This is a genomic window from Neisseria sp. P0014.S009 (genome assembly GCF_051958155.1).
Classification (GTDB): Bacteria; Pseudomonadota; Gammaproteobacteria; order Burkholderiales; family Neisseriaceae; genus Neisseria; species Neisseria flavescens_C.
Genome location: NZ_JBQCVS010000002.1, coordinates 120,706 through 142,883, shown reverse-complemented (window position 1 = coordinate 142,883; position 22,178 = coordinate 120,706). Strand labels below are relative to the sequence as shown.

General features: G+C 47.0%; 15 protein-coding genes. 9 read left to right on the top strand and 6 right to left on the bottom strand.

Annotated features, from left to right (window positions below; translation table 11 throughout):
* Nucleotides 1–89: 89 nt before the first annotated feature.
* A complete protein-coding gene (gene dapA, locus ACTHS4_RS02280) occupies nt 90–965 on the bottom strand; it encodes a 4-hydroxy-tetrahydrodipicolinate synthase (protein WP_070460828.1) in 876 nt (291 codons plus the stop codon).
* Between the two features lie 336 nt (nt 966–1,301).
* Here dapA and ACTHS4_RS02275 point away from each other — a divergent pair, with 336 nt between their 5' ends.
* The 4 genes from ACTHS4_RS02275 to nrdD all read left to right on the top strand — a co-directional run bounded on the left by ACTHS4_RS02275 (nt 1,302) and on the right by nrdD (nt 6,647).
* On the top strand, nt 1,302–2,693 hold the full coding sequence (locus ACTHS4_RS02275) for a nucleobase:cation symporter-2 family protein (RefSeq protein ID WP_003679024.1): 1,392 nt from the start codon (nt 1,302–1,304) through the stop codon (nt 2,691–2,693).
* Nucleotides 2,694–2,809: 116 nt separating this feature from the next.
* Entirely contained in the window at nt 2,810–3,952 is a 1,143-nt protein-coding gene (locus ACTHS4_RS02270) for a THUMP domain-containing class I SAM-dependent RNA methyltransferase (RefSeq protein WP_070826209.1), read from the top strand.
* A gap of 286 nt (nt 3,953–4,238) precedes the next feature.
* Nucleotides 4,239–4,748 (top strand): anaerobic ribonucleoside-triphosphate reductase activating protein, encoded by a 510-nt coding sequence (gene nrdG / locus ACTHS4_RS02265; protein WP_070826210.1) that lies wholly within the window; start codon nt 4,239–4,241, stop codon nt 4,746–4,748.
* 54 nt (nt 4,749–4,802) lie between these two features.
* Nucleotides 4,803–6,647, top strand: coding sequence for an anaerobic ribonucleoside-triphosphate reductase (nrdD, locus tag ACTHS4_RS02260; protein ID WP_440365502.1), 1,845 nt, complete (start codon nt 4,803–4,805; stop codon nt 6,645–6,647).
* Between the two features lie 213 nt (nt 6,648–6,860).
* On the opposite strand, the gene ACTHS4_RS02255 is transcribed toward nrdD, so the two are convergent.
* Nucleotides 6,861–7,391, bottom strand: coding sequence for an REP-associated tyrosine transposase (locus ACTHS4_RS02255; RefSeq protein ID WP_440365458.1), 531 nt, complete (start codon nt 7,389–7,391; stop codon nt 6,861–6,863).
* A gap of 44 nt (nt 7,392–7,435) precedes the next feature.
* Between ACTHS4_RS02255 and ACTHS4_RS02250 the strand changes: the two genes are divergently transcribed.
* Nucleotides 7,436–7,594: a hypothetical protein gene (locus tag ACTHS4_RS02250; protein WP_440365457.1), complete on the top strand. Its 159-nt coding sequence runs from the start codon at nt 7,436–7,438 to the stop codon at nt 7,592–7,594.
* An 89-nt stretch (nt 7,595–7,683) separates the two neighbouring features.
* Here the strand turns inward: ACTHS4_RS02250 and ACTHS4_RS02245 are convergent, their stop codons facing one another.
* The 3 genes from ACTHS4_RS02245 to rfbD form a co-directional block, all read right to left on the bottom strand.
* Nucleotides 7,684–9,444, bottom strand: coding sequence for a DUF262 domain-containing protein (locus ACTHS4_RS02245; RefSeq protein ID WP_440365456.1), 1,761 nt, complete (start codon nt 9,442–9,444; stop codon nt 7,684–7,686).
* Nucleotides 9,445–9,469: 25 nt separating this feature from the next.
* Entirely contained in the window at nt 9,470–12,337 is a 2,868-nt protein-coding gene (gene uvrA / locus ACTHS4_RS02240) for an excinuclease ABC subunit UvrA (RefSeq protein ID WP_440365455.1), read from the bottom strand.
* A gap of 150 nt (nt 12,338–12,487) precedes the next feature.
* Nucleotides 12,488–13,351, bottom strand: coding sequence for a dTDP-4-dehydrorhamnose reductase (gene rfbD / locus ACTHS4_RS02235; protein ID WP_440365454.1), 864 nt, complete (start codon nt 13,349–13,351; stop codon nt 12,488–12,490).
* Nucleotides 13,352–13,792: 441 nt separating this feature from the next.
* Here rfbD and ACTHS4_RS02230 point away from each other — a divergent pair, with 441 nt between their 5' ends.
* The 4 genes from ACTHS4_RS02230 (at nt 13,793) to dld (ending at nt 20,474) form a co-directional block, all read left to right on the top strand.
* Nucleotides 13,793–15,235, top strand: coding sequence for a calcium-binding protein (locus ACTHS4_RS02230; protein ID WP_440365453.1), 1,443 nt, complete (start codon nt 13,793–13,795; stop codon nt 15,233–15,235).
* Between the two features lie 163 nt (nt 15,236–15,398).
* Entirely contained in the window at nt 15,399–16,262 is an 864-nt protein-coding gene (locus tag ACTHS4_RS02225) for a phosphoribosylaminoimidazolesuccinocarboxamide synthase (protein ID WP_049333747.1), read from the top strand.
* Between the two features lie 236 nt (nt 16,263–16,498).
* Nucleotides 16,499–18,619: a polyribonucleotide nucleotidyltransferase gene (gene pnp / locus ACTHS4_RS02220; protein ID WP_003683274.1), complete on the top strand. Its 2,121-nt coding sequence runs from the start codon at nt 16,499–16,501 to the stop codon at nt 18,617–18,619.
* A 163-nt stretch (nt 18,620–18,782) separates the two neighbouring features.
* The gene (gene dld, locus ACTHS4_RS02215; RefSeq protein WP_070826218.1) at nt 18,783–20,474 is read left to right on the top strand and encodes a D-lactate dehydrogenase; all 1,692 of its coding nucleotides are present in this window, start codon (nt 18,783–18,785) and stop codon (nt 20,472–20,474) included.
* 60 nt (nt 20,475–20,534) lie between these two features.
* On the opposite strand, the gene ACTHS4_RS02210 is transcribed toward dld, so the two are convergent.
* The gene (locus tag ACTHS4_RS02210) at nt 20,535–21,899 is read right to left on the bottom strand and encodes a sodium-dependent transporter (protein ID WP_440365452.1); all 1,365 of its coding nucleotides are present in this window, start codon (nt 21,897–21,899) and stop codon (nt 20,535–20,537) included.
* Nucleotides 21,900–22,178 lie beyond the last annotated feature (279 nt).

The following is a 22,178-nucleotide window of genomic DNA, read 5'->3' as shown; positions in this document are numbered from 1 at the left end:
TAGGTCATCTTGTTTTCCTGTGGATGGAGTTCTTAACAGGGAGGCCATCTGAAAAGGGCGTTTGGGATTCAGACGGCCTTATTTCCGGATCAGATTTGTCCTGATTTTTCCAGAGCGGCTCGGACTTTGGCTTGACCGGCTTCGGTCAGTGCTACCAAAGGCAGACGAACATGGGGTTCGCATTTGCCCAATAAGCTCAGGCCCCATTTGGGCGCGGCTGGGCTGGGCTCGCAGAACATGGTGTTATAAATTGGGATAAGTTGCTCGTTTAGACGACGGGCGGTCGCAATATCGCCCTCAAGGGCGGCTCGACACATGTCGGCAAAGAGTTTCGGTGCAACGTTGGCTGCAACGGTTACCACGCCATGACCGCCACACAGCATGAAAGGCAGACCGGTAGGGTCGTCACCGGAGAACACGGCAAAACCTTCAGGAACGCTGTTGATCAATTCGATGTTGTTGCCGATATTGCCGCTGGCTTCTTTCACGCCGACGATATTCGGAATCTCGGCCAAACGCAAAATAGTGTCGTTGCTCATGCTCACGACGGTACGGCCGGGAACATTATAGATAATCATCGGAATCGAAGTGGCTTCGGCGATGGCTTTGAAATGTTGGTAAATGCCTTCTTGCGAAGGTTTGTTGTAGTAGGGAACAACAGATAAGGTGTAGTCCGCACCGGCTTGTTCGGCGGCTTTGGAAAGGGCGATGGCTTCGACAGTATTGTTGGCGCCTGTGCCGGCGATAACGGGAACGCGCTTGTTGACGTGTTTGACAGTGGCTTCAATAACGGCCAAATGTTCTTCGACAGGCAGGGTGGCTGACTCGCCGGTGGTGCCGACGGCGACGATGCCGTCGGTGCCGTTTTCAATGTGCCAGTCAATTAAGTCATGAAGTTGTTCGTAGTTGATGCTGCCGTCTTGATTCATCGGAGTAATCAGGGCAACCAGACTGCCTTTTAACATACGGAAACCTTTAATTTTATGGTGTGGGTGAATTATGCAGTGGATTGTAGCTTACTTTGTTGTTTGTGTGAAACATATCCGCTATGAGGCTTTGCTGTTTAATGGTGACTTGTCATTATCTTAATGAATAATACATTTTTAAATCATTGGTTTGTTTGTTTTTAGGTAGAAAAATGATGTCAAGAATTAAAATGTGTTAAGGCGGTTTGAGGCCGTCTGAAAACGGCTGGGCGGAACTTTCAGACGGCCTGATGGTTTTGAATTTGCTGATACATTTCAAATTGGTTAAAATACGCATCTTAATATTTTTTAACGATTCTTGAGAGAAGGTTCAACATGGCCGGAATGACTGAAAAACAGGCGGAATCGCTTGATTTGGTTTATGGTTTGGAAGACAAGCCGCCGTTTGGGAATGCGTTGTTGAGTGCGGTTACGCACCTTCTGGCGATTTTTGTTCCGATGATTACTCCGGCACTGATTGTCGGTGGGGCATTGGAGCTGCCGGTTGAAATGACAGCTTATTTGGTGTCGATGGCGATGGTGGCTTCCGGTGTCGGCACTTATTTGCAGGTTAACCGTTTCGGACCGGTCGGTTCGGGCATGTTGTCGATTCAGTCGGTCAATTTCTCTTTTGTTACTGTGATGATTGCACTCGGTACCGGCATGAAAGAGGGCGGTTTGACTGAAGATGCGATGATTTCAACGCTTTTGGGCGTGTCCTTTGTCGGAGCGTTTTTGGTGTGCTTCTCCGCTTGGCTTTTGCCTTATTTGAAAAAAGTGATTACGCCGACTGTAAGCGGCGTGGTCGTCATGTTGATCGGCTTGAGTTTGGTGCATGTCGGTATTACTGACTTTGGCGGCGGCTTCGGTGCGAAAGCAGACGGTACGTTCGGTTCGATGGAAAACTTAGGTCTGGCATCGCTGGTGTTGCTGATTGTATTGGTTTTCAACTGCTTGAAAAACCCATTGCTGCGTATGAGCGGCATCGCGGTGGGTTTGATTGTCGGTTATATTGTTGCGCTGTTTTTGGGCAAAGTAGATTTTTCCGCCCTGCAAAACCTGCCGCTGATTACCCTGCCTGTTCCGTTTAAATATGGTTTCGCATTTGATTGGCACGCGTTTATCGTTGCCGGTGCGATTTTCCTGTTGAGCGTATTTGAAGCAGTTGGCGATTTGACGGCGACTGCGATGGTCTCCGAGCAGCCGATTGAGGGTGAGGAATACACCAAACGCCTGCGCGGCGGCGTATTGGCAGATGGTTTGGTTTCTGTAATTGCGACTGCGTTGGGCTCTTTGCCTTTAACCACGTTTGCGCAAAATAACGGCGTGATTCAAATGACCGGCGTGGCTTCGCGTCATGTGGGCAAATATATTGCGGCGATTTTGGTATTGTTGGGCTTGTTCCCTGTCATCGGCCGCGCGTTTACTACGATTCCGAGTCCGGTTTTGGGTGGCGCAATGGTGTTGATGTTCGGCCTGATTGCGATTGCCGGTGTGCGGATTTTGGTCAGCCACGGTATTCGCCGTCGTGAAGCGGTTATAGCGGCTACTTCTGTCGGTTTGGGTTTGGGCGTAGCATTTGAGCCGGAAGTGTTCAAAAACCTGCCGGTATTGTTCCAAAACTCAATTTCCGCAGGCGGTATTATGGCAGTATTGTTGAACTTGGTTTTGCCGGAGGATAAAACCGATAAAGCGGTTAAGGTGGAAACCGACAGTTTGGATCACTAAGCAAGCTTTATTCAAAGGCCGTCTGAAGTTTCAGACGGCCTTTGGTTTTTCGGCTATAATATTGTTTTTATTTATTATCCGAGTGGTTCGGATAGCTCTACCCGGAAAGGTTTTATATGACGGTTTATTCACTTTTTATCACTTGTCCTCGCGGTTTGGAAGCGCCTTTGACGCAGGAACTCGAAAGCATGGCATGTCAGGATATCCGCGCTGTTGACGGCGGTGTGGCATGTAAAGGCACGATGGAGCAGGTGTATCGTATCAACCTGCATTCGCGCGTTGCCAGCCGTGTTTTGCTGCGCTTGACCAAAGGCGGTTATCGCAATGAACACGATATCTACAAATTGGCACGAAATCTCCATTGGACAGGTTGGTTTAAGCTGGAGCAGACCTTTAAAGTCAAAGTCGAAGGCAAGCGCGCCAATGTGAAAAGCTTGGATTTTGTCGGTTTGAAAATCAAAGATGCCGTCTGTGATGCTTTCCGCGATATTTATGATGCGCGTCCGAGCGTGGGCAAAATCAACCCCGATATCCGCATTCATGCCTTTATCGATGAACGCAATGTGGAAATCTTTATCGATACTTCCGGTGAAGCACTCTTCAAACGCGGCTATCGACAGGATACCGGCGAAGCGCCATTGAGGGAAAATTTGGCGGCAGGTTTGCTGCTTTTGGCAGGTTACGATGGTACGCAGCCTTTCCAAGACCCGTTTTGCGGCAGCGGCACGATTGCCATTGAGGCTGCATGGATTGCAACACACCGTGCGCCGGGTTTGATGCGCCGTTTCGGTTTTGAAAAACTGCAAAACTTCGACAAAGAAAAATGGCAAGCCCTGCGCCGTGAAGCTGAAAAACAAATCAAACCGGCCGCCGCGCCCATTTCCGGCAGCGACAACGACCGTTATATGATTCGTGCCGCACTAGCTAATGCCCAAGCCGCCGAAGTGGATAATTTCATCCGCTTTGACGTGCAAGATGCGCAGGCTGTGCGACCGAACGGCGAGCACGGCATTATGATTTCCAATCCGCCTTATGGTGTGCGCCTTGCCGAAATTCAGGCTTTGCAGGCGCTTTATCCGCAACTGGGCACATGGTTGAAACAGCATTACGCAGGCTGGCTTGCCGGAATGTTTACCGGCGATCGAGATATGCCGAAATTTATGCGCCTTTCTCCGAAGCGTAAGATTCCGCTGTTTAATGGCAACTTGGATTGCCGATTGTTTTTAATGGATATGGTTAAAGGCTCGAATCGGGGTTAAAACCTGAAATAGAGGCCGTCTGAAAGATGATTTCAGACGGCCTTTTTTGTTTTATTTAGATAGACTTTACTATAACGGAGTTTGCTTTTCGTATTTTAATTTCAGGCCGTCTGAATCGTGTTCAGACAGCCTTTTTATTGGTTTAAAACCGCTATTTTATAGCAATAGGCAATCATCTAAATAATAAAAATCTATTATACAGGTAAAATACATTGTTAAATAAAAATACCATATCTAGTAGTCTTGTGTTTTAATTCGCACCATATCTTGTGTTTATGGTGTTGCAATGAGCAGCTTGAAATTTACAGTTGAGCAAATTGTATGGCAGGAAGTACCGGGCGAAGTGTCGTTGGCATTTCTGTTTTCAGGCTGCCCTCTGCGCTGCAAGGGTTGCCATAGTGCCGATACATGGAAAGAGGGCATTGGCACAGAATTGACCGGGGATTATTTAAAAGGCCGTCTGAAACGCTATCGCGGATTAATCAGCTGCGTGTTGTTTATGGGCGGGGAATGGCAGCCGAAAGCCTTGCAGAAAATGCTGGCCATTGTGACACAGGCGGGTTTGAAAGCCTGTTTGTACACCGGCCTGGAGCGTGAAGAGCTGGAAGCGCTTTCAGACGGCATCCTGCCTTATCTGACGTATCTGAAAACCGGTCGCTGGCAGATGGAGCTGGGCGGCTTGGACAGCCCGACCACCAATCAGAAGTTTATCGATTTACGTACGGGAGAGGTATTGAACCGCTTGTTTATCAAAGACAAACCCGCGCCCAAAGTTTTTCCAGTGGCTTCAATTTAGCCCGGTGCTGTATTGCACTGATTTAAATTGAATTTATTGTATTCGCTGACAGCGATGTTTCAGACGGCCCAACCGTCATTGTTTAATAAATCATCCAAACCATACAGGAGAATTAACATGATTCGGCTGCATCCCGAACAGTTAAACGGAAAACTACAATTCATGCGCGACTACATCAGCGCGCAAAACGCGGCGGACGGATCGAAAATGGACGCCAACGCCAACGTTACCCAGAAGAACATTGCCACGATGGAAGCGGAAATCATGAAAGACTTTTTCGTGCAGATTAACCGCGCCCAAGTGTCGCGCAAAATCGCCGAAATTTTCGACCAATCCGTCGCCGACGAATACATCCGCCAGATTGAGGCGCACGAGATTTATGTCCACGACGAAACCAGCCTCAAGCCTTATTGCGTGTCGGTTACGCTGTATCCTTTCCTGTTCGACGGGTTAAGCAAACTCGGTGGTGAATCTAAAGCGCCGCAGCATTTGGCATCGTTTTGCGGCTCGTTTATCAATCTTGTGTTTGCCATCAGCGCGCAGTTTGCCGGCGCGGTGGCAACGGTGGAATTTCTGACTTATTTCGACTACTTCGCCCGCAAAGACTACGGCGACGATTATTTGGAAACTCACGCCAAAGAAATCGCCAACCATATGCAGCAGGTGGTGTACAGCATCAACCAGCCTGCCGCCGCGCGCGGCTATCAGAGCGTATTTTGGAATATTTCCGTTTACGATCAATACTATTTCGACGCGATGTTCGGCGATTTCGTCTTCCCCGATTTCAGCAAACCGGTGTGGGCGAGCGTGGCGAAGCTGCAAAACTTCTTCCTCAAATGGTTCAATCAAGAGCGCACCAAAGCCGTTTTGACTTTCCCCGTCGTGACCGCTGCGATGCTGACCGATGGCGGCAAATGCAAAGACACCGTGTTTGCCGACGAAATGGCGAAAGAGTTGGCGGAAGGCAATTCCTTCTTCGTCTATCTTTCCGACAACCCCGATTCGTTGGCTTCCTGCTGCCGTCTGCGCAACGCCATTGAAGACCGCACTTTTAGCTATACCCTCGGCGCAGGCGGCGTGGCAACCGGTTCCATCAATGTCATCACCATCAACATGAACCGGCTGGAACAAGACGGGCGCGACCTTGCCGCCGAAGTCGCCAAAATCCACAAATACCAATACGCCTACCGCAAACTGATGGAAGAATACCAAGCCGCCGGAATGTTGCCCGTTTACGATGCAGGCTTCATCACGCTGGACAAACAGTTCCTCACCATCGGTATCAACGGCATGGCGGAAGCCGCCGAATCGCAAGGCATCAAGGTTGGCTACAACGACGATTACATCAACTTTGTCCAAGGCCGTCTGAAAACCATATTTGAAGCCAATCAAGCCGCCAGCAAACACTACGGCGTGAAGTTCAACACTGAGTTCGTCCCCGCCGAAAACCTCGGCGTGAAAAACGCCAAATGGGACAAAGCCGACGGCTACAAAGTCAGCCGCGAATGCTACAACTCCTATTTCTACGTCGTCGAAGACGAAGAAATCAACGCGCTTGACAAATTCCTGCTGCACGGCAAAGAACTGGTGGACTGGCTCGACGGTGGCTCCGCGCTGCACTTGAACCTTGACGAAGCCCTGCCCGAATCCGGCTACCGCTTGCTGCTGGACATCGCCGCGCAAACCGGCTGCAACTACTTCTGCGTGAACGTGCGCATCACCATCTGCAACGAATGCGGCCATATCGACAAACGTACCCTGCACGCCTGTTCCGCCTGCGGTTCGTACGACATTGACTACGGTACCCGCGTTATCGGCTATCTGAAACGCGTATCCGCATTCAGTAGCGGACGTCGCAAAGAGCACGCGCTCAGACATTATCATCGTAAAGCGGCGTAATTATTGATAAAAAGGATTACTTACAAAGGCAAAGGCCGTCTGAACTTTCAGACGGCCTTTAGGATGTTTAGATAGACTGACTCTTTCAGCTGCATGATTTTAATTAAATTAAACAATAATACTTGACACTTCAATATTTTTAGGTTCCGTGTGATTTGCAGGTAGGGTATGTGGCCTAGCCACGCACGCGGTCGGTAGTGTTTTATAGCGCATTCACTCCACCAAACTCATTACCGCCGTTTCTTTTGTGCCGCCCCAATCCAACGGCAGCCATCCATCCCGAACATAACAGTGAAACGACGAAAACGGCCAATCGCGGACATTACCGCACAATCCATGTTTGAAGGGATTGAAATGGATGTAGTCCGCGCAACGTTGCAAATCCGTTTCGTCGCGTACGGTGTGTTCGTAAAAACGCCGTTGCCAAATACCGCGTTCGTGTCGCCGCTGTTTGCTGGCGGACAGGTTCTCGGCATGAGGGAAATGTGCGGAGAATTTGGTTTTAATCAGCCGCCAACGCAGGGAATAATCCGCATCGTCGGGCGGTAGCGTCCAAATGGCGTGAATGTGGTTCGGCAGTACGCATACGGCGACGGTTTCAAAGGGATATTGTTTTTGCACATCCATATAAGCCGCACGCAATAAGTCGATATGTTCGACAAGCAGGCGCGATTTTGGATCGGCGAGTTTGACGGTGAAAAAGAATGTGCCGCCGGCAATGAAGTTTCTGCGATAACGCGCCATAGGATTTTTGTTTGTGGTTTGAGCGTTGGAGAAGGAATAGTTTGTTGTTTAAAGTTTTAACTTTGTTGAAGCTGATGTTTTCAGACGACATTGGAGGCCGTCTGAAAGCGCTAGCTTCAACGAAGTTAAATGTTGAAACGGCAAACCGTCAATCAAGCAACCGCGTGCGTGCGTACCGCACACACCCTACGCGTTGGTTTTGAAGTTCCGTGTAATTCACAGGTAGGGTGTGTGGCGCAGCCTCGCATGCGATAGTTTGAGTATACAGACCACAGCTTACAAATATTAATATTTATAAGGATTGATAAAATTCATGAGCTAAATAATGTGCCCTTTCTTCAATATTATTATTTGTGAATCCTGTAGGGTAATGTTTTAATAAATCTTTAGTAGTCAAAAACTGAGATTCCTTATATATCTTAAATTTATCATTAATATCATGATTATTACATTTTTCATTTAAGTCGTTTTCTAAAATACATAAATTGCCAATATTTAATACTTCTCTGCTAGTATCATGTTCACTCTCTGGGATAATATGTTCAATACTGGCAGTATTAGATACTAATCTTTTTTTAGAAAAAATACGTTCTAATTCATATATAGCATATTTCGTAACTAAATTCTGATCATTTCTTTTTCTGTTTGAATACTCTAATTTTATAAATCTATCTGTAAACTCTTGTTCATTAGGCAGTATAGTTTTAAGTTGCTGTATAAATTGTTCTATTAGGTCTTTTGATTTGTTTGTAGAATCTGATTTTGTAAGATCGACAGCAAACTTAGCATATTTAGATTCTAAAGTATTTGCTCTCTTTGAGCATAGTGCACTATAAATAAAATGAAATTTTGGTAAAAAACTAATTACTTTATATAGATCAGCCGTTTTGATTCTATTTTCTTCTTTCTTTCTAAAAATAGCGAGTAGAGCAACTCGACATTGTCTAATCTTGAAGTTACTTAAGTTTGTAAGCGATTCTACAATAAATGAATATTGTTTTTTATTTTGGAAGTCGATAGTAAAGTTTGGTGAGGATATCATCTTGTAAATTTTTGCATTATTTACGAGTTGATCTAGAAAGTTATCATAATTACTTTTATTATTTATATTTGATAGAAATTGATCGTGTAGATCACTATTATTAACTTTAGGATATTGTGATAGCCAAAAATGTCGATAAAAAGTAGAAAATTCAATCCTTTCTCTTTCACTTAGATGATGTTTTATTTTTTTCCATTTTCCTGAAGCATAGTCTTTAGGTTGAGTAGTAGTAAGGTGTTTAAAAATTTCATTTTTAATTAAATCAATTGGTTCTAGTTTTTTTCCTTTTGAATTTAATATTTCAAATATTAAATTAGCACTATTTTTATCAGTTGTAGATACACAAACAACTTGACTATTTAATAAAAGATCTCGAATTTTCTTTAATATTGAAATATAATCTTTATTTGATAACTCATTATTATCACCTAATAAAGACTTTAAATTGTTTTTAATGCTGTTTTCTGATAAGTAATTTTGAAAAAGCTTTACAGCATTTAAAATACACTTAGTTTCTTCATCTGGAGTTTCATTAATTTTAATTACGTCTTCTAATGGAATATTTAGATCTTGGATCTTTTCTTTAAAAAAATCATCAGTAGTGTCATTTTGTAAAAGAGTAATTTTTTCTTCATCATCAGTAGTTTTAATGATGTATTCCCATACGTTTTTAGCTAGCTGAATTTCATCGCAAGATTTTAGTATTTTGCCGATAGTAGATAATAAAATAGTAGCTGTAGTAATACGCTGTTGTCCATCAATAACCTCTAAAAAACCATTTGATCCAGTCATGTTCCCAGTAACAAGAATTGTTCCAAAAAAATAATCAGGTACCGATTGATTATTGTCATTAGAATTATTTTGTTTTAAATTTGAGATTAAATCTTCAAGAAATTCACGAGTATGTTCATCTTCCCATGTGTAATCTCGTTGAAAGCGAGGAATTACTAATTGATTGAAATTACTTCCTAATAGATCTCTAAACGTCTTTGTGGTGAAATCAAAATTCACTTTTCTCTCCAAGAATATTAAATATTTATATGGTAGAAGTTTTAAATTGAAATAGTTTTTCTAAATACTTTCCAGTATAACTCCCCTTAACTTTCATCACCTGCTCGGGGCTACCTGAAGCAATAATCCTCCCTCCTCCATCGCCACCTTCCGGTCCTAAATCCACAATATAATCAGCAGTTTTAATGACGTCAAGATTATGCTCGATAATCACAATCGAGTTGCCTTTGCCTTTCAGACGACCTATGACTTCCAGCAGCAGGGCGATGTCGGCGAAGTGCAGGCCGGTGGTGGGTTCGTCGAGGATGTATAAGGTGCGGCCAGTGTCGCGCTTGGAGAGTTCGAGCGCGAGTTTGACGCGCTGGGCTTCGCCGCCGGAGAGGGTGGTGGCGGATTGTCCGAGGCGGATGTAGCCGAGGCCTACGTCCATCAGGGTTTGCAGTTTGCGCGATACGGTGGGGACGGCGTCGAAAAATTCGCGGGCTTCTTCGACGGTCATGTCGAGGACTTGGCTGATGTTTTTGCCTTTGTATTGGATTTCGAGCGTTTCGCGGTTGTAGCGTTTGCCGTGGCAGACTTCGCAGGGGACATATACGTCGGGCAGGAAGTGCATTTCGACTTTGATGACGCCGTCGCCTTGGCAGGCTTCGCAGCGGCCGCCTTTGACGTTGAAGGAGAATCTGCCGACGTTGTAGCCGCGTTCGCGCGAGAGGGGTACGCCGGCGAAGAGTTCGCGGATGGGGGTGAACAGGCCGGTGTAGGTGGCGGGGTTGGAGCGCGGGGTGCGGCCGATGGGGGATTGGTCGACGTTGATGACTTTGTCGAGGTGTTCGAGGCCGCGGATGTCGTCGTATGGGGCAGGTTCTTCTTGGGCGCGGTTGAGTTCGCGGGCGGTGATTTTGGCGAGGGTGTCGTTAATCAGGGTGGATTTGCCGCTGCCGGATACGCCGGTGATGCAGGTAATCAAACCGAGCGGCAGTTCGAGGGTAACGTTTTTGAGGTTGTTGCCGCGCGCGCCTTTGAGGACGAGCATTCGGTCGGGATTGACGGGCGTGCGTTCAGACGGCACGGCAATGGATTTTTTGCCGCTGAGGTATTGTCCGGTAACGGATTTTTCGCATTTGGCGACGTTTTCGGGTGTGTCGGCAATCAATACGTTGCCGCCGTGTTCGCCCGCGCCAGGACCCATATCGACGACGAAATCGGCTTCGCGGATGGCGTCTTCGTCGTGTTCGACCACGATGACGCTGTTGCCCAAATCGCGCAGGCGTTTGAGGGTGGCGAGCAGGCGGTCGTTGTCGCGCTGGTGCAGGCCGATGGAGGGTTCGTCCAAAACGTACATCACGCCGGTCAGGCCGCTGCCGATTTGGCTGGCGAGGCGGATGCGTTGAGCTTCGCCGCCGGAAAGGGTTTCGGCGGAGCGGCTTAAATTCAGGTAATCCAGCCCGACGTTAATCAGGAAGCCGAGCCGCTCGGTGATTTCTTTGAGGATTTTTTCGGCGATTTGTTTTTTGTTGCCGTCCAAATCCAGCGTTTCAAAGAATTGGTGGGTTTTGGTCAGCGGCCAGGCGGAAACTTCGTGCAACGGTTCGCCGTTGACGTAAACGTAGCGCGCTTCTTTGCGCAAACGTGCGCCGCCGCAGCTCGGGCAGGCGCGGTGGTTTTGGTACTCGCGCAGTTTTTCGCGCACGGTTTCGCTGTCGGTTTCGCGGTAGCGGCGTTCGAGATTGGGGATGATGCCTTCAAAGGCATGGCTGCGGTTGAAGGTGGTACCACGTTCAGACAGATAAGTGAAATCAATGACTTCTTTGCCCGAGCCGTGCAATACGACTTTTTTGACTTTTTCCGATAGGCTTTCCCAAGCGGCGTCGACATCAAATTTATAATGTTGCGCCAGCGATTGAATCATTTGGAAATAGAATTGGTTGCGTTTGTCCCAGCCGTCAATCGCGCCTGCGGCTAAGGATAATTCAGGATGGGCGACCACTTTTTCGGGATCGAAGAAGTTGGTGTTGCCCAAGCCGTCGCAAGTCGGGCAGGAGCCCATCGGGTTGTTGAAGGAAAAGAGGCGCGGCTCTAATTCGGGCAGGCTGTACGAACACACGGGGCAGGCGAAACGCGCGGAAAACCAATGTTCTTCGCCGCTGTCCATTTCCATTGCCAGCGCGCGTTCGTTGCCGTGGCGCAGCGCGGTTTCAAAACTTTCTGCCAGCCGCTGCTTGATGTCCGCCTTCACTTTCACGCGGTCGATGACCACGTCGATGTTGTGTTTAATGTTTTTTTCCAGCTTCGGTACTTCGTCAAGCTGATAGACTTCGCCGTCCACGCGTACACGCGCAAAGCCCTGCGCCTGTAAGTCGGCAAAGAAATCGACAAATTCGCCCTTACGCTCGCGCACCGCCGGCGCCAAAATCATCACGCGTGTGTCTTCCGGCAGCTTCAAGACGGCATCGACCATCTGCGATACGGTTTGGCTCGACAACGGCAGATTGTGTTCGGGGCAATACGGCGTGCCGACACGGGCGTACAAAAGGCGCAGGTAATCATGGATTTCCGTAACCGTGCCGACGGTGGAACGCGGATTGTGGCTGGTGGATTTTTGCTCGATAGAAATTGCAGGCGACAGGCCTTCAATCAAATCAACATCGGGTTTGTCCATCATCTGCAAAAACTGACGGGCATAGGCGGAAAGGCTTTCAACATAACGGCGTTGGCCTTCAGCATATAAAGTATCAAACGCCAGCGACGATTTGCCGCTGCCTGACAATCCTGTTACCACCACGAGCTTGTGGCGCGGAATGTCCAAATCGACATTTTTCAAATTATGTGTACGCGCGCCGCGGATGCGGATGGTGTCATTATCGTGTGAATGTTTGGGATGATGGTTGCACATATTGTCAGGCCGTCTGAAAAATAAAATAAACGGCTATTGTAGCACTTTTCAAATGACAGACTGGATAGATAAAGCATTTGATATAAAAGAAACAAAGAGGCCGTCTGAAAATATGTTTTCAGACGGCCTTGATATAGATGAATCAGCTTATCAGTCGATTGTGCGGAGAATTTCGCGTAGGGCTTTTTGCCAGTCGGACGGTTTGATACCGAATTCGGTCTCTAGGCGTGAGCAATCCATAATGCTGTATGCCGGACGCGGAGCAGGCAGGGGGTATTGATCGGTGGTAATCGCGTTCAGTTCCGGAATGCGGAAGCTGTCGTCTAATTGGTGGGCCGTCTGAAAGATGGCTTTGGTAAATTCGTACCATGTTGCCGATTTATTGCCACAGTAATGGAAGATGCCGCGTGGGGAAGTAGGCTGTTGCAATAAACTGATGATGGCATGAGCCAAGTCACCTGCATAAGTCGGGCAGCCGGTTTGGTCGTGGACAATGGAGAGGGAATCGCGTTCTTTGGCAAGGCGCAGCATGGTTTTAACGAAATTGTTGCCGTATTCGCTAAACAGCCATGAAGTACGGACGATTGTACTTTCCGGATGCGCGGCTAAAGCCAAAAGCTCGCCTGCTACTTTGGATTGACCGTAAGTGCTGCGCGGATTGGTATAGTCGGTTTCGCGGTAAGGGCGTTTGCCTTCGCCGTCGAATACATAATCAGTGGAAATATGAATAAAGCGGGCGTGTGCGGCGCGGGCAGCTGCAGCCAGGTTGTGAACAGCGCTTGCATTGACGGCAAAAGCGGCTTCAGCGTTTTCTTCTGCTTTATCGACGGCAGTGTAAGCTGCGGCATTAACGATGGCATCTGGTTGGAAGTTTTTGATCATGTGATGCACGGCTTCGGTATCGGTAATGTCCAGCGAAGTAGAGTCGGTAGCAATCAGTTCCCAATCTTCGGGCAGGCGGTCGCGCAGACAACGGGCAAGCTGGCCTTTGGCTCCGGTCAATAAAGTACGCATGGTTGAGTATCTCCTCTGATAGCTGTTAAATAGGTGTTCGTGTCATTATAGTGTAAATACGACAAATTCACATTATTGGCGTAGTACAAAATGCAGAGGCGGCTGTATTTGGGTAAATTGTCGATATTATCTATTCAGAATAATAACCACTTATTGGTATTATGTTTGTTTACTATAACTAGAGTTAAAATTCAGCTTTTAACAAGATAGATAAAGGATCTATGCTGTTTGAGAGAGTGTGAATCAATGTTAATGTTTTTATTGTTGCTAGGATAATGGAATTTAAAAACAGGCGAAACTCCGTCCTTTTATCGGCAAATTCTACCGTTTGATATTTTTGAGTAAATATTTTGCAAAATATTACTAAAATAATAATTGGGCAAGGGCGGATTTGCTCGTTCCGTCAACCCAATATTTTATTAACTTTTGGGAGTAATTATTATGGCATACTGTTACGGGGGGTATTATACTAGACCCCTGGTTAGTTCTTACTGCGCTCCTGCGCCTAAGGCTTCCTACTCTTCTTACTACTGCGCTCCTGCAGCAAAATCTTCTGTTTCTATCGGCAGCATCGCTAGCATTGCCAGCGTCGGCGTGTCAGTAGTTAATGCGGTAACTGGTTTGGTTTCTGCTATTGCGGCTTTCTGCCCACCGGCAAAAACTCCTAACTACAAATGTGTTCCGGTTTGCCCACCTTACAACTGCGATCCAATCAAACCGATCCCATGTCCAAAACCACAACCTAAACCTCAGCCTAAACCTCAACCAAAACCTGAGCCTAAACCTGAGCCACAACCAGAACCGCAACCAGAACCAAAACCACAACCAAAACCTGAGCCTAAGCCTGAGCCTAAACCAGAACCAAAACCTGAGCCTAAGCCAGAGCCAAAACCTCAGCCTAAACCAGAACCGAAACCTGAGCCAGACTGCAAAGACTGTGTTGACGACCATAACCAAAACAACTCATACGGTCACGAAGACAAAAACCCAGGTAATGTCATCCGGGCTGAAGACTGCAAAGACGGCAACGTTATCCGCGGTACTGATGCTAAAGATACCATTTATGGTACTGCTTGCGAAGACATCATCTACGGTGGCAACGGCACAGACGTAATCTACGCCGGTGCTGGTAACGACACCATTTACGGTGATGCCGACGGTGACTCTCTGTACGGTGAAGAAGGTAAAGACTACCTGCAAGGTGGTGCCGGTAACGACTACCTGAACGGTGGTTCCGGTGCTGACATCATGCGCGGTGGCGATGGTAACGACGTTTACTTCGTTGACAATGCCAACGACCAAGTTATCGAGTATGGCAATGCACAAGCCGGTATAGATACTGTTCGTACCGTTATTGACTACACCCTGACCGATCACGTTGAAAACCTGATTTTGCAAGGTATGCAAAACCTGAACGGTACCGGTAACTCTTTGAACAACAATATCGAAGGTAACGGCGGCAACAACCATCTGTACGGTTTGGCTGGCGACGACTGTCTGGTTGGTAAAGACGGTAACGACTACCTCGACGGCGGCGTCGGCAACGACATTTTGATCGGAGGTACCGGTAACGATACTTACTTCTTCGACAAAGGTTACGGTCACGACACTATCCGTGAAGAAAGCGGTAATGACACCTTGTTGTTCGGTAAAGGCGTTGCAGCTTCTGACGTATTGCTGAGCAAATCTGGTGCTAACCTGACTGTTTCTGTCGGTACTAACGACAGTATCACCATCGACGACTGGTTCACCGGTAACGATCACAAAGTTGAAAACTTCAAGTTTGCTGACGGTAGCACTTACCAAGTAACCGGCCACGGCGACTACTACTCTCTGTCTGCTGTGAACCAAATCCAAGATCAGACTCAGGCTCCTGCCATCTGATAGGATGATGGTTTTTAGGGTTTGTCCCTAAAATCAAAGTCTAAGGCTGTCTGAAACCGAGCTATAAGGTTTCAGACGGCCTTTATTTTGTAAACAATCTGACGAAAGATGCCAAATTGGGCTAAAATACCAAATTCTTCTGTTTACCAAAGAGATACCCGAAATGTCTGAAATCAGCTTGAAAAAAATCTACTCCGGCAAAGTCCGCGATTTGTACGAAATTGACGATAAACGTATGTTGATGGTTGCTTCCGACCGTCTGTCTGCATTCGATGTGATTTTAGATGATCCGATTCCGGGTAAAGGAGAGATTCTGACGCAGATTTCCAATTTTTGGTTTAAAAAACTGGCTCATATCATGCCTAACCATTTTACCGGTCAGACAGTTTACGATGTTTTGCCTGAAAATGAAGCTAAAGCTTTGGAGAAACGCGCCGTCGTGGCTAAAAAGCTCACTCCGGTGAAAGTGGAGGCTATTGTGCGCGGTTATCTGGCAGGTAGCGGTTGGAAAGATTATCAAAAGACAGGCTCTGTTTGCGGTATTCAACTGCCTGAAGGTATGCAGGAAGCGCAGCAGTTGCCTGAAGTGATTTTTACGCCATCGACCAAAGCCGCAGTTGGCGATCATGATGAAAACATCAGCTTTGAAGAATGCGAACGCATTATCGGAAAAGAATTGGCTGCGGAAGTGCGCGCTAAGGCGATTCAGCTTTACACGGAAGCGGCCGAATATGCCAAATCTCGCGGTATTATTATTTGCGACACTAAATTTGAATTTGGTTTGGATGAGGAAGGTACGCTGACTTTGATGGACGAAGTGTTGACGCCTGACTCCAGTCGTTTTTGGCCTGCCGACCAATACAAAGTCGGCACCAATCCACCGTCTTTTGACAAACAATTTGTCCGCGACTGGCTGGAGCAAAGCGGTTGGAATAAAAAAGCGCCTGCGCCTAAAGTGCCTGTCGATGTGATTCAAAAAACAGTCGAAAAATATCAGGAAGCATTGACTTTGCTGACTCAGGGTTAATTTTTAAGTTTGAAGGCCGTCTGAAAGAGATATGTTTCAGACGGCCTTTTTATTGTATAAATACTGGATTTTAAGGATGGTTGCCTTTATAATCGAGAGTTGTTTTCAGCGCTTTAAAGGCCGTCTGAAAGCTTGTTTATAACCTGCCGCACGGTCTGAAACCCTAACTATGCACATTCGGATTTTAGTGTGCATTATTAGTGTTTTAGCAGTGCGGTATTTTGAAAGGAACAATAATGTTCAATAAACACGTTAAGACCTTCCAATACGGTAATCAAACCGTTACTTTGGAAACCGGCGAAATCGCTCGCCAAGCCGCTGCTGCCGTTAAAGTATCTATGGGCGACACCGTTGTTTTGGTTGCCGTTACCACTAACAAAGAAGTGAAAGAAGGCCAAGACTTCTTCCCTCTGACTGTCGATTACCTCGAGCGTACTTACGCAGCAGGTAAAATCCCCGGCGGTTTCTTCAAACGCGAAGGCAAACAAAGCGAAAAAGAAATCCTGACCAGCCGTCTGATCGACCGTCCGATCCGTCCTTTGTTCCCTGAAGGTTTCTACCACGACATCCAAATCGTAGCGATGGTGGTGTCTGTTGACCCTGAAATTGATTCTGACATTCCTGCAATGTTGGGTGCATCTGCCGCGCTGGTGTTGAGCGGTGTACCGTTTGCCGGTCCGATTGGTGCGGCACGCGTGGGTTATGTAAACGGCGTGTACGTTCTGAACCCGACTAAAGCCGAGTTGGCCAAATCACAATTGGACTTGGTTGTTGCCGGTACTTCTAAAGCCGTGTTGATGGTGGAATCCGAAGCCGACATCTTGTCTGAAGAAGTGATGTTGGGCGCAGTTGTTTACGGTCACGATCAAATGCAAGTGGCCATTAATGCCATCAATGAGTTTGCCGACGAAGTCAACCCAGAAGTTTGGGATTGGAAAGCACCTGAAACCAATGAAGAATTGGTTGCCAAAGTACGCGAAATTGCTGGCGAAACCATTAAAGAAGCGTTCAAAATCCGTCAAAAACAAGCGCGTTCTGCCAAATTGGACGAAGCTTGGAATGCTGTAAAAGAAGCGTTGATTACCGAAGAAACCGACACTTTGGCAGCCAACGAAATCAAAGGCATTTTCAAACACTTGGAAGCCGATGTTGTCCGCAGCCAAATTTTGGACGGTCAACCGCGTATCGACGGTCGCGACACCCGCACTGTTCGTCCGTTGAACATTCAAACCGGTGTATTGCCACGCACTCACGGTTCTGCACTGTTTACCCGTGGCGAAACCCAAGCTTTGGCGGTTGCAACTTTGGGTACTTCACGCGACGAGCAAATCATTGATGCGCTGTCCGGCGAATATACCGACCGCTTTATGCTGCACTACAACTTCCCTCCATACTCTACCGGTGAAGTGGGTCGCGTAGGTGCGCCGAAACGTCGTGAAATTGGCCACGGTCGTTTGGCTAAACGTGCATTGTTGGCCGTATTGCCAGAACCTGAAGATTTCAGCTACACCATGCGTGTGGTTTCTGAAATTACCGAATCCAACGGCTCTTCCTCTATGGCTTCCGTCTGCGGCGGCTGCTTGAGCCTGTTGTCTGCCGGTGTGCCTTTGAAAGCGCACGTTGCCGGTATCGCCATGGGTCTGATTTTGGACAACAACAAATTTGCCGTTCTGACCGACATCTTGGGTGACGAAGACCACTTGGGCGATATGGACTTTAAAGTAGCCGGTACAACCGAAGGTGTGACCGCACTGCAAATGGACATCAAAATCCAAGGTATTACCAAAGAAATCATGCAAATCGCTTTGGCTCAAGCCAAAGAAGCACGTTTGCACATCTTGGATCAGATGAAAGCCGCTGTTGCAGGTCCACAAGAGCTGTCTGCACACGCGCCACGCTTGTTCACCATGAAAATCAACCAAGACAAAATCCGTGATGTTATTGGTAAAGGCGGCGAAACCATTCGTTCGATTACTGCTGAAACCGGTACTGAAATCAACATCGCTGAAGACGGTACCATCACTATCGCTGCGACTACTCAAGAAGCAGGCGATGCAGCGAAAAAACGTATCGAAGAAATCACTGCCGAAGTGGAAGTGGGGAAAGTGTACGAAGGTACTGTGGTTAAAATCCTCGACAACAACGTTGGCGCGATTGTCAGCGTGATGCCGGGCAAAGACGGTTTGGTACACATCAGCCAAATCGCCCACGAGCGCGTACGCAATGTCAGCGACTACCTGCAAGTAGGTCAGGTTGTGAACGTGAAAGCATTGGAAGTAGACGATCGCGGCCGCGTACGCCTGTCTATCAAAGCTTTGCTGGAAGCTCCTGCTCGCGAAGAGAAAGCCGCCGAATAATCTGATTGTTCCAGCTTGAATCAAAAGGCCGTCTGAAAATTTCAGACGGCCTTTTGTTTATTTGAATGATGAATTTAAAAATGAGTTTGCCTTTACTTTGATAAAAGGGATTACTACAATGTTTGTAATTTAATAAATATATTCATTTCTCAAGGAGTATGCAATGAATGCTACACAATTAATCAGTCGGCTGACGCAAACCGTCGGCGAAAAATATATCATCACAGACCCGGCAAAAACTGAACAATACCGTCAAGGCTACCGTTTTGGCGAAGGCAAGGCGCTGGCAGTTGTCCGTCCAGGTACGGTGTTGGAAATGTGGCAAATTTTGCAGGCATGTGTTGAGGCTGATGTTATCGTGATTACGCAGGCCGCCAATACCGGTCTGACCGGCGGCTCGACTCCTGACGGCAATGATTACGACCGCGATATCGTGATTGTAAATACCATGCGTTTGAACATTATTCAGCCAATTAACAATAACGAACAAGTTGTCTGCCTGCCTGGCTCTACCCTGAATCAATTGGAGCTGCTGCTAAAACCTTTAGGCCGTGAGCCGCACTCCGTGATTGGTTCGTCTTGTATCGGCGCATCTGTATTGGGTGGCGTATGTAATAACTCCGGCGGTGCATTGGTACAGCGTGGCCCGGCTTATACGGAAATGGCGCTGTTTGCACAAATCAACGAAGAGGGCAAACTGGAGCTGGTCAACCATTTGGGCATTGATTTGGGCGAAACCCCTGAAGAAATTTTGACCAATCTGCAAGGTTTCCATTATCAGAAAAAAGACATTGTTCAAAATGCAGGCAAAGGGCATGACCATGCTTATTGCGATCATGTCCGCCAAGTGAATGAACCGACTGCCGCCCGTTTTAATGCCGATCCTGCACGCCATTACGAGGCTTCAGGCTGCGCGGGCAAGCTGATGGTGTTTGCCGTACGCTTGGATACGTTCCCACAAGAAAAACAGACTGCCGTGTTCTATATCGGCACTAATGATATTAATGAGCTGACCGATATTCGTCGTGCCGCTTTGAGCGAGTTTAAAAACCTGCCTATTTCCGGTGAGTATATCCATCGTCATGCTTTTGATATTGCTGCCATTTATGGTAAAGATACGTTTTATATCATCAAGACGTTCGGTACCCACCAACTTCCGAAACTGTTTGATCTGAAAGCCCGTGTGGATAGATTCAGCAAAAAGATAAGTTTCTTACCAAAACACTTCTCTGATAAATTCATGCAACTGATCAGTAAAATTTTGCCTGATCACTTGCCGAAATCTATGCGCAACTATCGGGATAAATATGAACATCACCTAATTTTAAAAATGGGTGGCGAGGGCGTAGAAGAAGCGCGTGCTTTCTTGAAGGAATATTTTGCAACTCATGGCGGCGCATTCTTCGAATGTAATGCCGAAGAAACGCAGGCGGCCATGCTGCATCGCTTTGCTGTGGCTTCTGCCGCGATCCGTTATCGTTCTGTACATGATGATGAAGTAGAGGATTTGGTTGCACTCGATATCGCCTTGCGCCGTGATGATCGTGATTGGTTTGAAACACTGCCGCCTGAAATTGACAATAAAATCATCCATAAATTGTATTACGGACATTTTATGTGTCATGTGTTCCATCAGGACTACATCATTAAAAAAGGCAACGACTGTATGGCTTTGGAACATGAAATGCTCCATCTGCTTGACCAACGCGGTGCGCAATATCCTGCCGAGCATAATGTCGGTCATCTGTATGAAGCCAAGCCCGAGCTGAAACAGTTCTATAAAAAACTTGACCCGACCAACAGCTTCAACCCCGGTATCGGTAAAACCAGTAAGAAGAAAAACTGGGCTGAATAAAGCATAGTCAAAATAAAGGCCGTCTGAATTTTTCAGACGGCCTTTTTATATGTTTGTTTATTAGAACAGGTTGCTGATGAAAATCAGCAGAATGACCAAGGGCACGAGGTATTTCACATAGGCAAACCAGATATTGACGGTGGTATGGTTGCCTTTGTAGAGCAATTCGTCCTTCGCTTCATCTTTCATCACGAAGCCGACAAACAAGGCAGAGCCAAGAGCGGTCAGCATAAACAGGATGTTACCGCTGATGTAGTCAAAGGCATCGAAAATGTTTTTACCAAACACGGAAATATCTTTCCATGGGCCGTAGCTCAAGATGGACGGGATATTGCCGAAGATAAAAATACCTGCCAGTACGATGGTAATCGCGGCTGTGCGGCGGATTTTGGTTTTCTCCTGAATGGTCGTAATCAACACTTCATAAATGGTCAGAGAAGTCGTCAGCGCGGCAATCAGAAGCAGTGAGAAGAAAATCACTGCAAACACCGGGCCTGCCCACATATTGGAAAACACGATCGGCAGGCTTTGGAACACCAGCGTCGGGCCAGAATTCGGGGCAACGCCAAAACTGAAGAGGGAAGGGAAAATCATAAAGCCGGCCAACACGGCAATCAAAGTGTTGGTAATCGCGGTAATCACGGCCGTCTGAACCAGATTTTCGTTTTTATCCAGATAGCTGGATAACGTAATCATCACGCCGAAACCCAAGCTCAATGCGAAGAATACTTGTCCCAAAACGAAGACGAACAGTTCGGCTGTAATTTTGCTGAAGTCAGGCTTCAGATAGAAGATGATGCCTTCCATTGCGCCCGGCAGGGTAACGTTGCGCACAACCATGGCAATCAGGAATAAAAACAGCAAAGGCATCAGGTATTTTGCCGCTTTTTCAATACCGCCGATCACGCCTTTGACCAAGATCCATTGGTTCACAACCACAAATAGGAAGGTGTAGAAAGCAATTTCCCAAGGGCTGTTTTCGATGTGTTCGGTAAAGAAACTTTTGGTGACTTCTCCGGAAACCGGGCTGGAAATATCCAAATTACCGCCGATGATATTGATGATGTAGCTGATAACCCAGCCGCCGAGCACCATGTAATAGGCCATGATGCCGAATGCGCCGAGCAGTCCCATCCAACCGACCAATTTCCAAACTTTGGCAACGGGTTTGCCATTCATTGTGCCGCCAAACGCATCCAGCGCGTTCACGCCTTTACGGCGACCGATGACGTTTTCCACCAAAATCATCGGAATACCGATGACCAGCATGGCGATACAGAACAGAAACACATACGCGCCGCCGCCGTTTTCACCAACCAAATACGGGAAACGCCAAGTTGCGCCAAAGCCGACAGTCGCGCCGGCAACGGTAAGGATGTAAGTCAAACGGTTGGACCAAGTTTGACGGGGTTGATTGGAAGACATAAATACTCAGATGCATAAAAATAAAGACAACATTTTACCGCAAAGATTTAACGAATCTTGACTAAAGTCTGAAAAGAAAATTAGTTAAAAAAACCATGTAGTGAAGAATTTTTAGTGAGTCCCTCTGGTTTGCTTGGTGTTGAAACCTGCAAACAGAGAATTTGGCTGAAACGATATGAATGATTGAAAGAGCCGTAACGATAAAGGCCGTCTGAAAGTGGGATATGGGAAAGGGTTGTTGTGAGGATATTAGATAGCACTAAGGTGTGCTTTCGAATA

Coding starts and splice junctions, on each gene's coding strand:
- dapA (WP_070460828.1), bottom strand. CDS start 965: ATGTTAAAAGGCAGTCTGGTTGCCCTGATTACTCCGATGAATCAAGAC.
- ACTHS4_RS02275 (WP_003679024.1), top strand. CDS start 1,302: ATGGCCGGAATGACTGAAAAACAGGCGGAATCGCTTGATTTGGTTTAT.
- ACTHS4_RS02270 (WP_070826209.1), top strand. CDS start 2,810: ATGACGGTTTATTCACTTTTTATCACTTGTCCTCGCGGTTTGGAAGCG.
- nrdG (WP_070826210.1), top strand. CDS start 4,239: ATGAGCAGCTTGAAATTTACAGTTGAGCAAATTGTATGGCAGGAAGTA.
- nrdD (WP_440365502.1), top strand. CDS start 4,803: ATGTTTCAGACGGCCCAACCGTCATTGTTTAATAAATCATCCAAACCA.
- ACTHS4_RS02255 (WP_440365458.1), bottom strand. CDS start 7,391: ATGGCGCGTTATCGCAGAAACTTCATTGCCGGCGGCACATTCTTTTTC.
- uvrA (WP_440365455.1), bottom strand. CDS start 12,337: ATGTGCAACCATCATCCCAAACATTCACACGATAATGACACCATCCGC.
- rfbD (WP_440365454.1), bottom strand. CDS start 13,351: ATGCGTACTTTATTGACCGGAGCCAAAGGCCAGCTTGCCCGTTGTCTG.
- ACTHS4_RS02230 (WP_440365453.1), top strand. CDS start 13,793: ATGGCATACTGTTACGGGGGGTATTATACTAGACCCCTGGTTAGTTCT.
- ACTHS4_RS02225 (WP_049333747.1), top strand. CDS start 15,399: ATGTCTGAAATCAGCTTGAAAAAAATCTACTCCGGCAAAGTCCGCGAT.
- pnp (WP_003683274.1), top strand. CDS start 16,499: ATGTTCAATAAACACGTTAAGACCTTCCAATACGGTAATCAAACCGTT.
- dld (WP_070826218.1), top strand. CDS start 18,783: ATGAATGCTACACAATTAATCAGTCGGCTGACGCAAACCGTCGGCGAA.
- ACTHS4_RS02210 (WP_440365452.1), bottom strand. CDS start 21,899: ATGTCTTCCAATCAACCCCGTCAAACTTGGTCCAACCGTTTGACTTAC.